We start from the raw sequence: 13,731 nt of genomic DNA, 5'->3' as shown, positions 1-13,731 counted from the left end.
TTTTCAAAGAAGGTCTTGAAAGTCTTGTTGTGGGTCTTTGCATTGAGTGCGCTGTCCAGAAAAGAGCAGACGCAAATAACTTACAAGGGGGACCACGCCCGACTTCGGGCGTGGTGGTGGGGCTTCTTGTGCGCATCCGATGCAAAGCTTCAGCTTAAAAGCATCTGACTCTGGCTAGTGACGATTGCCGACGAAGCGGCCATCGTCGTCGCGTTCGCGGTTGGTGGCGCCACGACCGCGCATATCATCATCGTCGTCATAATCGCGGCTACGGTTTTGCGAACCGCCGTGGCTCATGCTGCCGGCACGGGCATGGCCTTCCGGATCGCCGTGCCAGCCGCGGCCTTGTCCCGATGAAGCCCCGCCCGATGAAGCCCCGTAAGAGCGGTCATCGTCACGATCCCGCGCGCCGCGTCCGCCGCTGGTGAAGCGGCCTTCTTCGTTACGGTTGCGGTTGGCCTGGCCGTGGCGGCCCTGCTGGTGAGCGTGCCAGCCGCGGGCGTGGCCATAGGCGTGCCAGTCCTCGAAGTCGCGGTCTTCGTCACGGGAGCGGCCGCTGGTGAAACGGCCGTTTTCATCGCGGTCGCGGCCTTGCGTGCGGTAATCGTCGTCGTCATCGTCATAGCGTGAAGATGAGCGGCCGGGGCTGCTGGTGAAGCGACCCTCTTCGTCGCGTTCGCGGGATTGGGAGCCGCGTTGGTCGTCGTTGTTTCTGGGCATGGTATCTCCTTTTCCCGCAAGGGAGGCGGGATGGTAACGGGGTATGTGTGGATTGATGCCGTGCCCAGGATCGCCGGGCACGGCGCAGACCCTACGCTCCGATCCGTAAGATTGTCATCCATATGGCGAGTAACCACGGTAAAGAGATTGTAAGTCTTGTCGGTGCGGCAAACAGACCGGAAGTATTCGTTTTTCGGACGGTTTATGAAAAGCGGATATGTTTTACGGATAAGGGATTTTTCCTGTATTTATGAAATTTTGATTTAGCTGCCGGTTTGCGGTCTGCGGATTTTACGGTTTGAGTGCTAGGTTGATCTGTCCGATATCCATCCGGGAGCATCACTATGATCCTGACTGACCCCCATACTGAGGACGATCCGCCGCCGCCCGTGCCCGATCCGGCGCCCAATGTGCCCGACCTTTCGCCGGTGCCGGAAGGCGATGACCCCATGCCCGTGCCGGAGCCTTTACCGGAACCGGATGCTCGGGCGGCGCGCCAGCCGGAGGCGGTGTGATGGAAAAGACATCTGACGGCGGTAAGCCATACCTGTCATGGAACCTTTCGGCTGGCCACGACCTGCGTGAAGATGAGCGCGAACTGGTTCAGGCCCTGGGCGCAGCGGTGGTCATGCGCTGGTTCGACCTGCCACGTGATATCCAGAAGCGTCTGTTCGAGGCGGCGGTTTCCGGGCCGCAAGCCCTGCGTGAACCGCTGGCGAAGTTCCTGCACGCGCATGGTGAGGGGTGAGTGAAAAAACATGACAGCGCTGTCATTTTTTACTTGCGGTAGCGCTAACAGACTGCTATAGGGAGGACCTAGACCTTGTTCGAGGTCTTTGCCCTTCCTGGGCGTTTCCTCCCTGTAAACTGGCCGCGCTGTTTAGCGCGGCTTTTTTTTGCGCGGAAGGGGGGAGGAAGGGCGCCCCTCCGTCAGCGACACCAGCCCTTCGGGCTTCGCCGGAAAGTACTGGGCGCTGCCACCTCCCCACCTTACGGTAGGGAGGAGATAGAGGCATGAAACCTCCAAAATGCGATGCCTAATCGCATTTTGGCAAGCGCGACTGCCCGCCGAGGGGGGCGCCTAGCTCCGTTGCGAGGCATTTTCTTACGAAAAAAGCTTAATCGGGGCAAAGTCCCGATTAAGCGGCGTGGCCCTCGGCGCGCCTGAGGCGCCAGAAGCGGATGGTGCGAAGCGCCGTATCGCGCGGCAGGTCGGTGTAGAGCCGGCCATATTCGCTGGCCTTGCCCATGGCGTTTTCCTGGTCCGACAGCATGATCATGGCGTAGGTCAGGAAGAGCGCCTTGTCGAGATCGGCCGCCTTGCAGGCGATGGCGAGCGCGTCGATTTCCTTTTTCTCGACCAGGTGACGGGCGGTCAGGAAATCGATATCGGCCATCTGCGCCAGGGCGCAGAGGAAATAGGTGGGGTTCGGATCGCGCATGTACTTGGCGAGCAGGGTCGGGGTCAGGCGCGAATTGCGGCGCAGGGATTCGACCTCGGCGAAGATCTTCTCGTAATCATCCGGGAAGCTGCCATAGGCCACGGCCACCTTGTCGCGGCCCTTTGACAGGGCCTGTTCGAGCACGGCGGGATCGAGCTTTTCGTTTTCGCGCATGATGCGTTCGCGCAGGCGAGCCTCGACGACGAAATACATGTCGTTCATCAGGTCGACCGGCATGTCGGCGCGGTTGACCACGACCTCGTGCAGGGCCGGATTGGCCTGGGCGCGCTGGATGACCTGTTCGTTTGTGGCGCGCGACAGGCGGGCGCCGTCATTGCTGAGGAGGGTGTGCAGGGTGGTGTCGTCGCCGCGGTTGACGATGACGCCGGAGACGCTTTCCGGCACGGTGTCGCGCCTGGAAACGGCGCGGAGGTGATCCTGGCCTTGTGTCGAGACGATGTGCATCAGGTCGGTTTCGCTGAGCGCCTGCGAGCGGGTCAGGATCGGTTCGGCGACGGCGATGTCATCGGACGCCAGGCGGCGCAGGAGGCCCAGCGGGGCGTTGCGGGTTTGCGAGATGGTGGTGGAGATTTCGGCGCGGACAGCGGTTTCCATATCGGCGGCCAACTGGCTCATCACCGAATCGTAAAGTTCCATTTCCGGCCCGCTGATCTCTTCCGGATTGGTCATGAAGATACCGGTCACCTGGCGCAGCAGTTCGCGGCGCTTGGCGCTCGAAGGTTCCTGGGCCAGTTCGATCAGGTCGGTCAGGGCTGAGGTCGGGACGCGGGACATTCTGTTTCCTTGCGGGCCATTCTGGCGGGAAGATTTAGAGAGTATGGATCAGTTCTTATCGGTGTCGGATTTTTTGCCGGCATCACTGGTCTTATCGTCATCGTTCGGATCGCCGCCTTCTTCCGGCGAAACGGTCAGCAATGCGCCCGTGGCGCCGGGCGTGACGCTGATCGGATCGGGGCGCATCCCGTACTGGCGATGCAGGCTGTAAAGACGTGGTTCGTCGGCCGGGGTGGTGTAGTGCTCGCCGGGAATGAAGACATGATCGGTTTCCTGCGAGGCCAGAGAGACATCGGGTTCCGGCGCGGTGGCGGTTGGTTTGGCCTCTGGCTTGCCGGTTTTGGGGACTTCGGCGGTCGGCAGTTGCGCGGCGCGGGCCGCGGCGATGCGGGCGGCATATTTGCTGGTGGTGGGCACTTCGTAGGCGCCGTCAGTACTCATGGCGGAAGCGACGGCGGCCGAGGGCGGCGCGGCTTCGGCGCGTGCGGGTGTCGGCGCTGAAGCCACAGTGGGCGCAGGCTTGCGGGCGGCTTGAGGCGGTGAGGGCTGTGAAGCGATTGGCGCTTCGGGTGTCAGGTCGGGATCGTCGGCCAGGCCGGGGTCTTCGCGTTCGGGCGCCTGGGGAAGAGGGACAACGACAGGCGGTTTCGGTGCAGCCATCGGCACAGGTTGCGACACCGAAACCGGCGCCGGATTGCGGATGGCGGCGGTCGGCACTGGGGCGAAATCCGGCTGCGGCGGTGGTGAGATGGCGGCGACGGGGGACGACTGCTTGGCGGGCCAGCGCAAGGGGCGAGCATAGGGATCGCCAACCTGGCCATAGGGCGACGGCGGAACGGGATAGGCGCCGGTGGCGGTCTGGACCTGCTCGGTCTGCAGGGGTGTCTCCGTGACCGGTTGGGCCTTGGCGCTCCAGTTCAGGTAGGGACCGGCCGAATTGGCGAAGGCCGCGCAAGGGGCTGCGATCACCGTCAGGGCGACGGCGGCGGGCAGCAGATAACAGGCACGGCGGGCAGGCTTGGTCATGGCTTGCTTGATGACTTTCACGCGGTACGTCAGGTTGTAACCCTGAAAGCTTAAGCCAGTGAGTTTAATTAAGACCTAATAGACGGGGATTTTCGGTTGCAGCCGCGGGAAGTGGATAAGCGGTAAAACAAGATACCCTCCACCACGCCAATGAATTGGCGCGGTCCCCTCCCCAGTAAAATGGGGAGGTACAAGAGAGATTAGCCCGCGAGTTGGGCGCGCTTTTCTTCCAGTTCGAGCCATTCCATCTCGCCGTTTTCCAGCGATGTACGGGTGTGGGTCAGTTGCCGGGTTGTCTGCTCGAAAGCCTTGGGCGCTCTGGTGTAGAGGTTGGGATCGCTGAGAATCTCTTCCAGCTTTTCAATCTCGGCCTGCCATTCGGGCATCAGGCGCTCCAGGTCTTCCAGGCGCTTCTGGTCCTTGTAGCTGAGCTTTGCCGCCGGCTTCTTGCTGAGCATCGCCACCTCGACCGGTTTTTCAAACAGGACTTTCGGCGTGTCGCCCTTGATCTTGATCGATTCCATGCGCGAGATTTCCGAGAAGAAATCCGGATTCTGACGGATGAAATCCTGCCAGCCGCCGGGGGTTTCGGCGGCATCGCCCTTGCCGTTCAGGGCCAGGGTCGAGGTCGCCAGGCGGTCGATGAAGTCACGATCGTGGGAGACCAGGATAAGCGTGCCGTCGTAATCGGCCAGCATGTCTTCGAGCAGGTCGAGCGTATCCATGTCGAGGTCGTTGGTCGGTTCGTCGAGCACCAGCAGGTTGGTGGCCTTGGCCAGGGCGCGGGCGAGTTGCAGGCGGTTGCGCTCGCCGCCGGACAGCGACTTAACCGGCTGGCGCAACTGGTTTTCACGGAAGAGGAAATCCTTGGCGTAGGCAGCAACGTGGCGCGGCGTGCCCTGGACCATGATCTGGTCGGAGCCGGAATTGGCCAGCACATCCCACAGGGTTTCTTCGCCTTTCAGGGCGTCGCGGCCCTGATCGAGATAGGCGACTTCGAGATTGGTGCCGAGCTTGATTTCGCCCGAATCCGCCGGGATCTGGCCGAGCAGCAGCTTGACCAGGGTGGACTTGCCGGCGCCGTTGGGGCCTACGATCGCCAGGCGGTCGCCGCGCATGATGCGGGTCGAGAAGTTCTTCAAAAGTGTGCGTTCGCCGAACGCCTTGGAGACGCCTTTCAGTTCAGCCACCAGCTTGCCGGAGGTGCCGCCGGAATCGATGCTCATCTCCATGGTCTTGCCGCGCTGCATCAGGCGGGCCGTGGCGTCGGCGCGCATGGCGGCCAGGCGTGAGGCGCGGCCTTCGTTGCGCGTGCGGCGGGCGGTGATCGAGGAATAGAAGGTTTTGGTCTCGCGCTCGATCGCCTTTTGCAGGCGGGCCAGCGATTCCTCGGCGTCCCTGATGACCGAATCGGACCACGGTTCGAAGCCGGCATAGCCCTGGTCGAGCTTCAGCACCTTGCGATCATAGAGCCAGAAACAGCGCTGGGTGGTGCGTTCCAGGAAGGTGCGGTCGTGGGAGACGATCAGCGCGGCGCCGCGGAAGGAGCGCAGGCGGTCTTCCAACGTCTCGATGGCGAAGATATCGAGGTGGTTGGTCGGCTCATCCAGGAACAGGAGGTCGGGCTCTTCGGCAAACGCTTTTGCCAATGCGGCGCGGCGCTTTTCGCCGCCGGACATGGAGGTGGTCGGCGCGTTCGGATCGATCTCGAAGGCATAGAGCTCGGCCTCGGCGGTATAGTGCTCGGCGCCGCCGGAACAGGCCCAGTCGAGGATGGTTTCGCCCTTGGGTTCCGGCTCCTGCAGCACGAAGGCATAGCGGATGCCGTTGCTGACGATGCGCTCGCCGGAGTCGGCCTCTATCAGGCCCGACATCAGGCGCATCAGGGTCGATTTGCCGGCGCCGTTCTTGCCGACGAGACAGGCGCGCACGCCGCGCTCCAGCGCGATATCGACGCCGTCGAACAGCGGGTTCATGCCGTCCATCAGGCGGACGTCTTTCAGGGCGAGCAGGGGCGCCTTTGTAGCGGGTGTTTTGGCCATAGGCGCCATGTAGTGTGCTGGTGGCTATTTTACAAAGGAAATCTGCGTCAGCGAGGAACGGCCCATCTGCTTTTCAGGCTGTTGGGAAATAACTTGGGTGCAAAAATGAGCGCGGGGGACTATAAGCCCGCGCATGGCTGATACTCTGACGCAAAAACCCTTCTGGGAAACCAAGACCCTCGCCGAAATGAATCCGCAGGAGTGGGAGAGCCTGTGCGATGGCTGCGGGCTGTGCTGCCTTGTGCGGTTCGAGGACGAGGAGACGCTGGAGGTCATCCCGACGCGCGTGCATTGCAAGCTGTTCGATCCGGACAAATGCGCCTGTTCCGACTACCAGAACCGCAAGAGGCATGTGCCGGACTGCATCAAGCTGACGCCGCGCAATATCGAGGCCCTGGAATGGATGCCGATGAGTTGCGCCTATCGCCGGCTGCATGAAGGCAAGACGCTGCCGGCCTGGCATTACCTGATCACCGGCGACCGTGAGACGGTGCATCGTTCAGGTGTGTCGATCCGCGGCCAGACGATTTCCGAGCTGGCGCTCGGCGATCCGGAAGAGGCGCTCGATTTCGCCGCCTGGGATCTGAGTGAAGACCGCTCCGACTGGCCGGCCGAGGATATCGACTAGATTTACTATATCCTTGCGAAGCGCGAGGGCTTTCGTCTTTCCGGCTTAGGATTTTGCGCGCACGTTTTGCTGAGGAAATCTTCAGGGAGACGGTCATGAAACGCGCAATTGTTCTTTCGACGGCCCTGGCCGTTGTGCTGGGACTCAGCGGCTGCGCCGGTTATTATGGCGGTGCCGGGGTCGGTTACGGCTATAACGATTATGACGATCTCTACTATGACAACTATTACGGCCCGGTGCGGGATGGCTACTGGAGCAATGACGGCTGGTACTATTACCGCGACCGCACGTCCCGCCAGTACCGCCGCGACGATGGCCGGCATTTCCGGCGCGAGGCGGCGGACGGCTACCATTCGGCGCGGATGCACCGCGGACGCGATCATGATCATGACCGGGATCAGGACAGGAATCGTGATCACTCTCATTATTGAGAGCGCTTTCAATAGGTGTGCGATAGGGGCTTGTGTCCTGCGGCAACTGGCCGCATAAAGCGGATATGACTGTTTGGCGAATGAGACACACTATTGCGTGCCGGTAAACCGACGATCGATGATGTAGCGGCGCTTTCCGGCGTGGCGCGGGCCACGGTTTCGCGCGTGCTGAATGGCGGACCGAATGTACGCGAGGAGGTTCGCCAGCGTGTGCTCAAGGCCGTCGACAAGCTGCAGTATAAGGTCAATATGCAGGCGCGGTTCCTGGCCGGCGGCAAGACGCAGGTGCTAGGCCTGGTCTATGCCTCGGACCTCGATAGCGAGCCCAACTCCTTCTATCATTCCGGCCTGGAACTGGGTGCGCTGCGGGGCTGCGCCGAGGCCGGGTTTCAGCTTCTGATGCACACGGTCAACCAGCATAGCCTTGGCAAGACGGCGAAGATCATCGAACTGGTCGATTCGCGCCGCTGCGACGGTCTGATCCTGACGCCGCCCTTTTCCGACGACTGCGACCTGCTGCGCGAACTGGAGGCACGCAACTGCCCGGTGGTGTGCATTTCGCCCGGTCTGGCGGCGCAGAAGGTGGCTTCGGGCGTGGGCATCGATGACGAGGTGGCGGGCTATGAAATGACCCGCTACATGCTGTCTCTGGGTCATAAAAGGTTCGGCTTTATCAAGGGGTTGGAAGGGCACCTTTCGGCCGAGGAGCGCTATTCCGGTTTCCGCCGGGCGATTGCCGAGGCGGGGATAGGCGAGGCGGATGTGACGGTGATGCGCGGCAATTTCACCTTCCGCTCGGGCGTGGAACTGACGGCGGCGATCCTCGGCAATGGCCGCAGACCGAGCGCGCTTATCTGCGCCAATGACGACATGGCCGTCGGTGCCCTGTTTTCGGCGCACAAGGTGGGGCTGAACATCCCGCAGGATCTCTCCATCGTCGGGTTCGACGATACGCCGGTGTCGGAGATCATCTGGCCGCCGCTGACCACGGTGAACCAGCCGCTGAAGACCATCGGCTATCGCGCCGTGGAAATGATTGTCGAGCGCATCAAGGCCGGCAAGACGGCCAGTGGTCCCTTGCCCCTGCGGTTTGACGTGGTGCCGCATAAGGTGGTCATGCGCGAGAGTGCCAGCCCGCCGCAGGGGTGAGGAAAGGCCCTTGCACAGGGATTAAAGTTAAAACAGGCCCCCTCCGTCAGCGACACCGGCGCTGTGCGCCTCGCGCTGACACCTCCCTCACAACGAAGTTGCCGCTGCGCAGGGGAGGAGAAAAATGGGAGCGCTCCCATAAATGGTTTCAGCCTAAACCTTGTGTCATATTGAACACATTTTGTCTCTGATCGGCCCAAATATGGCTGAAAACGGGCTTGTGCGTGGTGTCGCGCTTGACAGAGGCGTATTCTGCAGCGCAGGAATTGAGAGCGCTTCCAATGGCGGGATCAACTCGCCCTATACGGCACCCAAAGAGCGCATAACACCCGATCCGGGGAGGAACATGATGAAATCTGTCACGCGACGCGGTTCTGCGTCCATTAAAACGGTTCTGATGACGACGGCGGCCTGCGCCATTGCGCTGGGCGGCCTGACAACGGCGGCCCAGGCTCAGGATGAGGCCGCGGCCGCGCCGGCCGAAGATACCCAGGTCGTGATCGTTACCGGCATCCGCAAGGGTTTGCAGGATTCGCTGACCATCAAGAAGAAGAACACCTCGATCGTTGAAGCGGTTTCGGCCGAAGATATCGGCAAGCTGCCGGACGCCTCGATCGCTGAATCCCTGGCGCGTCTGCCGGGCCTGGCGGCGCAGCGCGTCGGCGGCCGGTCGCAGACCATCTCTATTCGCGGGCTTTCCGGTGATTTCTCGACCACGCTTCTGAATGGCCGGATGCAGGTCTCTTCCGGCGACAACCGCGCTGCCGAATTCGATCAGTACCCCTCGGAAATGGTCTCCTCGGCCATCGTCTACAAGACGCCTGACGCCGGCCTGACGGGCCAGGGCCTTTCCGGTACGGTGGTGCTGAATACGGTGCGCCCACTGGACTATAACAAGCGCGTCATTTCGGTGAATGTGCGTGGTTCGGTCAATACCAATGGCGAGATCGTGCCCGGCTACAGCGCCAATGGTAATCGTATCAGCCTGGCCTATATCGATCAGTTCATGGACGGCAAGCTGGGCGTCGCGCTCTCCTATGCGCACCTCGATGATCCGTCGGAATTGCAGCACTCCAAGAGCTGGTGGTGGGACAAGCAGGGCAATGACTCGGTCACCGGCCTGCCGCGCCTCGGCAATGCTGATGCGTTTGGTCTGCACGGCGTTGAAATCTGGTCGACCGCCCGCCGCCAGACGCGCGATGGCTATATGGCCGTGCTTGATTTCAAGCCGAACGACAATTTCCGCAGCGTGAATGACTTCTATTACTCGGTCTTTGACCAGAACGAAGTGACGCACGGCGCGCAGTGGTATCAGACCCAATGGACCGACGACATCCACTTCTCGAATGTGGTGGTGTCGGACCGCGGTGGCACGCCGGTGGTGCAGAAGGCAACGATCAGCGGCATTGCGCCGATCATCCGCAACGACAACAATCTGCGCCGCGACGAGATGTTCTCCTTCGGCTCGAACAACCGATTTAACATCGGCGCGTGGCGGTCGGTGATTGATTTCGGCTATTCGCGTTCGGTGCGCAAGGAAAGCATCGCCGAAACCTATGCCGGCTACGGCACCGACCCGACGCCGGTCAGCCGAACCTTCGATACGATTGATGAGAACATCGCCTTTGGCGGTTTCCCGCAGCTTACGCCGGGCCTGAACTATGCCGATGCCGATAATGTCTATCTCGGCGATGTGGCGCCCTGGGGCGGTTGGGGCCATGATGGCGCCATCCGTCAGCCGAAAGTGGTCGATCAACTGGCGACGGCGCGGTTCAGCGGCGTGCATGACATGGACTGGGGCGGCTTCAAGAGTATTGAACTGGGCGTTGATTACTCGCACCGCACCAAGGAAAAGGGCGTGCAGGAATGGGATCTGTGTCTGAAGGGCTGGAACCAGACGACCAATGACTGCCACGGCACGCGCGTGGCGGTCGATGCCGCTGATCTGCAGGAACCGACCAATCTCGATTTTGCCGGCTTCGGCAAGGTTCTGTCCTATGACCTGGGCAGCGTGCTCGACAAATATTATGACCGCCGCGCCATCCTGAACGAGGACAACCTCAACAAGTACTGGCAGGTCGATGAAGAACTCGTAACCCTGTTCGCCAAGATGAACATCGATACGGAGATGGGCGGGCATGGCCTTCGCGGTAATTTGGGCCTGCAATATGTCGGCGCCAAGCAGACCTCGGCCGGTAACGAGATCATCCAGCGCGGCTCGCCGGCGATCGGCCAGTGGGTCTCGACCAGCAAGGAATATGGCGACTTCCTGCCGAGCCTGAACCTGATCTACGACATGGACGACAATTCCGTGCTGCGCTTTGCGATGAGCCGCGCCATGGCCCGTCCGCGCATGGAGGATATGCGCGCCAGCCGCAATGCTTCGGTCAGTATCACGACCCAGACATGGAGCGGCTCCGGCGGCAATCCGAACCTGAAGCCATGGATCGCCGATGGTGTTGACCTGGCCTACGAGCGCTACTTCAACCGGACCAGCTATATCGGCGTGGCCGGCTTCCAGAAGGTCATGCGCAACTATATCCGTAACCTGACGGTCTCCAACTACGACTTCACCGGCTGGACCAATACCAGCGGGGTGACGCCGCTCAGCAATATCGGCAGCTTTACCCTGCCGATCAATGATGACGGCACCGCCAGCAATATCGGCGGCGGCAAGAACGTGTCCGGTATTGAATTCAGTGGCGCGTTGGATGGGGCTCTGATCTGGGACAAGCTGAATGGCTTTGGCGTGATTGGCAGCTTCTCGCGCGGCTGGACCAATATCCGCTCAGGTGATGATATCGATCCGTCGAAACTGCCGGGCTTCTCCGGCGATGTCGGCAACCTCACCGGCTATTACGAGCGGGGTGGTTTCTCGGCGCGCCTGAGCTACCGTTACCGCTCGGCCTTCCTGGGCGAGACCTATGCGCTTTACGCCAACCGCGCGGCGGCCCGCATCTTGGCCGATGACCAGGTCGATGCCCAGATCAGCTACCAGATGCAGGACGGCCCGCTCAAGGGCGTCACCTTCCTGTTGCAGGGCTATAACCTGACTGACTCCAACTACCAGACCCAGTTGAAGGTGACGGAGAACAAGACGGCGGACGGGTCTTCCTATCCGGAAATCTATGAGGAATACGGCAAGACGATCCTCTTCGGCGTCAGCTACAAGTTCCAGTAATCCCCCGAGCGCCTGCCGCCGTTCGTTGCGTGTGGCGGCAGGTGTTGGCTATCCGGGGAGGGCACCTCCCGGCCTTCCCCGGATGTCTTTTTTGAGTTTTGAGTAAGCAAGAAACCCCACCACCACGCCATGAAGAATGGCGCGGTCCCCCTCCCCAACAAGTTGGGGAGGTATAGGAAATTTCCATGTCCAAGTTGTCTTTCCGCCGGGTGTTGCTCGGATCGATCTCGCTGTGCCTTCTGTTTGCGCCCTTGAGTTATGCGCAGGAACTGAAGGACTGGCCGCATATCGAATCCGCCATCAAGCCGGATGCGGCGATGGAGGCGAAGATCGCCAAAATCGTCAGTCAGATGACCCTGCGGCAGAAGATCGGTCAGATGACTCAGGCCGAGATCAAGGCGGTGACGCCGGAGGATATCCGCAAGAACTACATCGGCTCGGTGCTCAATGGCGGCGGTTCGTGGCCCTATATGATGAAGCACGCCACGCTAAAGGATTGGGTGGCGATGTCAGACGGATTTTATGACGCATCCATGAAAACCGACATGAAGACTAAGATTCCGCTGTTGTGGGGCACGGATGCGGTGCATGGCCACGGCAATGTCATCGGGGCGACGCTGTTTCCGCACAATATCGGGCTGGGCGCGGCGCACGATCCGGAACTGATCGGCGAGATCGGCGCGGCGACCGCGAAGGCTGTACGCGCCACGGGCATCAACTGGGTATTCGCGCCGACGCTTGCCGTGGTGGAAGACCAGCGCTGGGGCCGGACCTATGAGGGTTTTTCCTCCGATCCGCTGGAGGTGAAAGATTATGCCTCGGCTTACGTCACCGGGATGCAGGGCGATTTCTCGAAGGCCGGCAATGTGGTGGCGACGGCCAAGCACTATATCGGCGACGGCGGCACGGAAAACGGCAAGGACCAGGGCGTCAATATGTCGCCCGAGTCCGACCTGATGAACATTCACGGCCAGGGCTATTATGGCGCGCTGGGCGCCGGTGTGCAGACCGTGATGGCCTCCTATTCCTCGTGGACCGACGGCGCCACGGGTAAGGATTACGGCAAGATGCACGGTGATGAATATCTGCTGACCGACGTGCTGAAAGGCAAGATGGGCTTCGATGGTTTTGTCATCTCCGACTGGAACGCGGTCGGGCAATTGCCGGGCTGCCTGAACTATCATTGCCCGCAGGCGATCAATGCCGGTATCGACATGATGATGGTGCCGCTGGAGTGGGACAAATTCATTGATGCGACCGTGGCCGATGTCGAGAACGGCGCCATTCCGATGTCGCGCATCGATGACGCGGTGACGCGGATTTTGCGCGTGAAGATGCGGGCGAAGATCTTTGGGGCGCGGCCGTCGAGTAATCCCTATGCCGGGAAGGTTTCGGCCATTCAGGCGCGTGACCTGGCGCGGCGGGCGGTTTCCGAGTCACTGGTGCTTTTGAAGAATGACAACAGCGTTCTGCCGCTGAAGAAGGGGGCGAAAATCCTGGTGGTCGGCAAGAGCGCCGACAGCCTGGGCAACCAGACTGGCGGCTGGAGCGTCACCTGGCAGGGCACGGATAATGCCAATACGGACTTCCCCAATGCCGACAGCATCCTGGCGGGGATCAAGGCCGAGGCGGGGAATGTGACCTATAGCGCGGATGCGGCGGGCGTGGATGTCAGTGCGTATGATGCGGTGATAGCTGTGGTGGGGGAGACGCCCTATGCCGAGACGGCGGGGGATGTGAGCAACCTGACGCACACGGCGCGATATCCTGAGGATTTGAAGGTGTTGCAGGCGGTAGCAGGCAAGGGCAGGCCGGTGATCACGGTCCTGGAATCGGGCCGGACGGTTTATGCCAATGACCTGATCAACCTGTCGGATGCCTTTGTCGCCGCCTGGCTGCCGGGGACGGAAGGCAAGGGCGTGACGGATGTGCTGTTCGGGGCGAAAGATTTTACGGGTACATTGTCGTTTGACTGGCCGTCGGCGGGGTGTCCAGGTGCGGCACCACAGTTCGCTTTGGGCTATGGCCTGAGCTATGCTAAACCGGGTGTGGTCGGGGCATTGCCCGTATCGGCGCCGGTGGAATGTAAATGAAGCTGAACAATCTTGCTTATGCTTATACCTCCCCATCTATGATGGGGAGGGGGACCGCGCTCATTCTTCATGAGCGTGGTGGTGGGGCTTCTTGCTTGTATAACTTGGCGACCGGCAGAGAAAAAGTAAGTAAGAAACCCCACCACCACGCGCCATTCTTTGCGCGGCTTCTGAATTGCCGGCGCGCGGTCCCCCTCCCCGAACAAGTCGGGGAGGTACGAGAA

Annotated in this window: 11 protein-coding genes; 7 read left to right on the top strand and 4 right to left on the bottom strand. The window is 61.1% G+C overall.

Going from position 1 to position 13,731, the window contains the following annotated elements; genetic code table 11:
* Positions 1–174: 174 nt before the first annotated feature.
* Positions 175–720 carry a hypothetical protein gene (locus tag ACTHND_RS08120; protein WP_440177446.1) on the bottom strand — a complete coding sequence of 182 codons (546 nt, stop codon included), beginning with the start codon at positions 718–720 and terminating at the stop codon, positions 175–177.
* A 344-nt stretch (positions 721–1,064) separates the two neighbouring features.
* Between ACTHND_RS08120 and ACTHND_RS08115 the strand changes: the two genes are divergently transcribed.
* Entirely contained in the window at positions 1,065–1,235 is a 171-nt protein-coding gene (locus ACTHND_RS08115; RefSeq protein ID WP_440177445.1) for a hypothetical protein, read from the top strand.
* Positions 1,235–1,468, top strand: coding sequence for a hypothetical protein (locus ACTHND_RS08110; protein ID WP_440177444.1), 234 nt, complete (start codon positions 1,235–1,237; stop codon positions 1,466–1,468). Before ACTHND_RS08115 ends, ACTHND_RS08110 begins: the two co-directional genes overlap by 1 nt.
* A gap of 391 nt (positions 1,469–1,859) precedes the next feature.
* Here ACTHND_RS08110 and ACTHND_RS08105 read toward each other — a convergent pair whose 3' ends face one another.
* The 3 genes from ACTHND_RS08105 to ACTHND_RS08095 form a co-directional block, all read right to left on the bottom strand.
* Positions 1,860–2,957, bottom strand: a complete 1,098-nt coding sequence (locus tag ACTHND_RS08105) for a DUF2336 domain-containing protein (RefSeq protein WP_440177443.1) — start codon at positions 2,955–2,957, stop codon at positions 1,860–1,862.
* A gap of 48 nt (positions 2,958–3,005) precedes the next feature.
* On the bottom strand, positions 3,006–3,983 hold the full coding sequence (locus ACTHND_RS08100; protein ID WP_440177442.1) for a hypothetical protein: 978 nt from the start codon (positions 3,981–3,983) through the stop codon (positions 3,006–3,008).
* Positions 3,984–4,183: 200 nt separating this feature from the next.
* Positions 4,184–6,025: an ABC-F family ATP-binding cassette domain-containing protein gene (locus tag ACTHND_RS08095; protein WP_440177441.1), complete on the bottom strand. Its 1,842-nt coding sequence runs from the start codon at positions 6,023–6,025 to the stop codon at positions 4,184–4,186.
* Between the two features lie 133 nt (positions 6,026–6,158).
* Here ACTHND_RS08095 and ACTHND_RS08090 point away from each other — a divergent pair, with 133 nt between their 5' ends.
* From ACTHND_RS08090 to ACTHND_RS08070, 5 genes are all read left to right on the top strand, one after another.
* Positions 6,159–6,653, top strand: a complete 495-nt coding sequence (locus ACTHND_RS08090; protein ID WP_440177440.1) for a YcgN family cysteine cluster protein — start codon at positions 6,159–6,161, stop codon at positions 6,651–6,653.
* Positions 6,654–6,748: 95 nt separating this feature from the next.
* The gene (locus tag ACTHND_RS08085; RefSeq protein ID WP_440177439.1) at positions 6,749–7,084 is read left to right on the top strand and encodes a hypothetical protein; all 336 of its coding nucleotides are present in this window, start codon (positions 6,749–6,751) and stop codon (positions 7,082–7,084) included.
* Positions 7,085–7,177: 93 nt separating this feature from the next.
* Positions 7,178–8,233, top strand: a complete 1,056-nt coding sequence (locus ACTHND_RS08080) for a LacI family DNA-binding transcriptional regulator (RefSeq protein ID WP_440177438.1) — start codon at positions 7,178–7,180, stop codon at positions 8,231–8,233.
* Between the two features lie 346 nt (positions 8,234–8,579).
* Positions 8,580–11,414, top strand: a complete 2,835-nt coding sequence (locus ACTHND_RS08075) for a TonB-dependent receptor (RefSeq protein WP_440177437.1) — start codon at positions 8,580–8,582, stop codon at positions 11,412–11,414.
* A 185-nt stretch (positions 11,415–11,599) separates the two neighbouring features.
* Entirely contained in the window at positions 11,600–13,507 is a 1,908-nt protein-coding gene (locus ACTHND_RS08070) for a glycoside hydrolase family 3 protein (protein ID WP_440177436.1), read from the top strand.
* Positions 13,508–13,731 lie beyond the last annotated feature (224 nt).

The sequence above is a fragment of the Asticcacaulis sp. genome, from assembly GCF_051954415.1.
Classification (GTDB): domain Bacteria; phylum Pseudomonadota; class Alphaproteobacteria; order Caulobacterales; family Caulobacteraceae; genus Asticcacaulis.
Note: the sequence above shows the minus strand (reverse complement) of the source record. Positions and strands in the feature narration are given on the sequence as shown.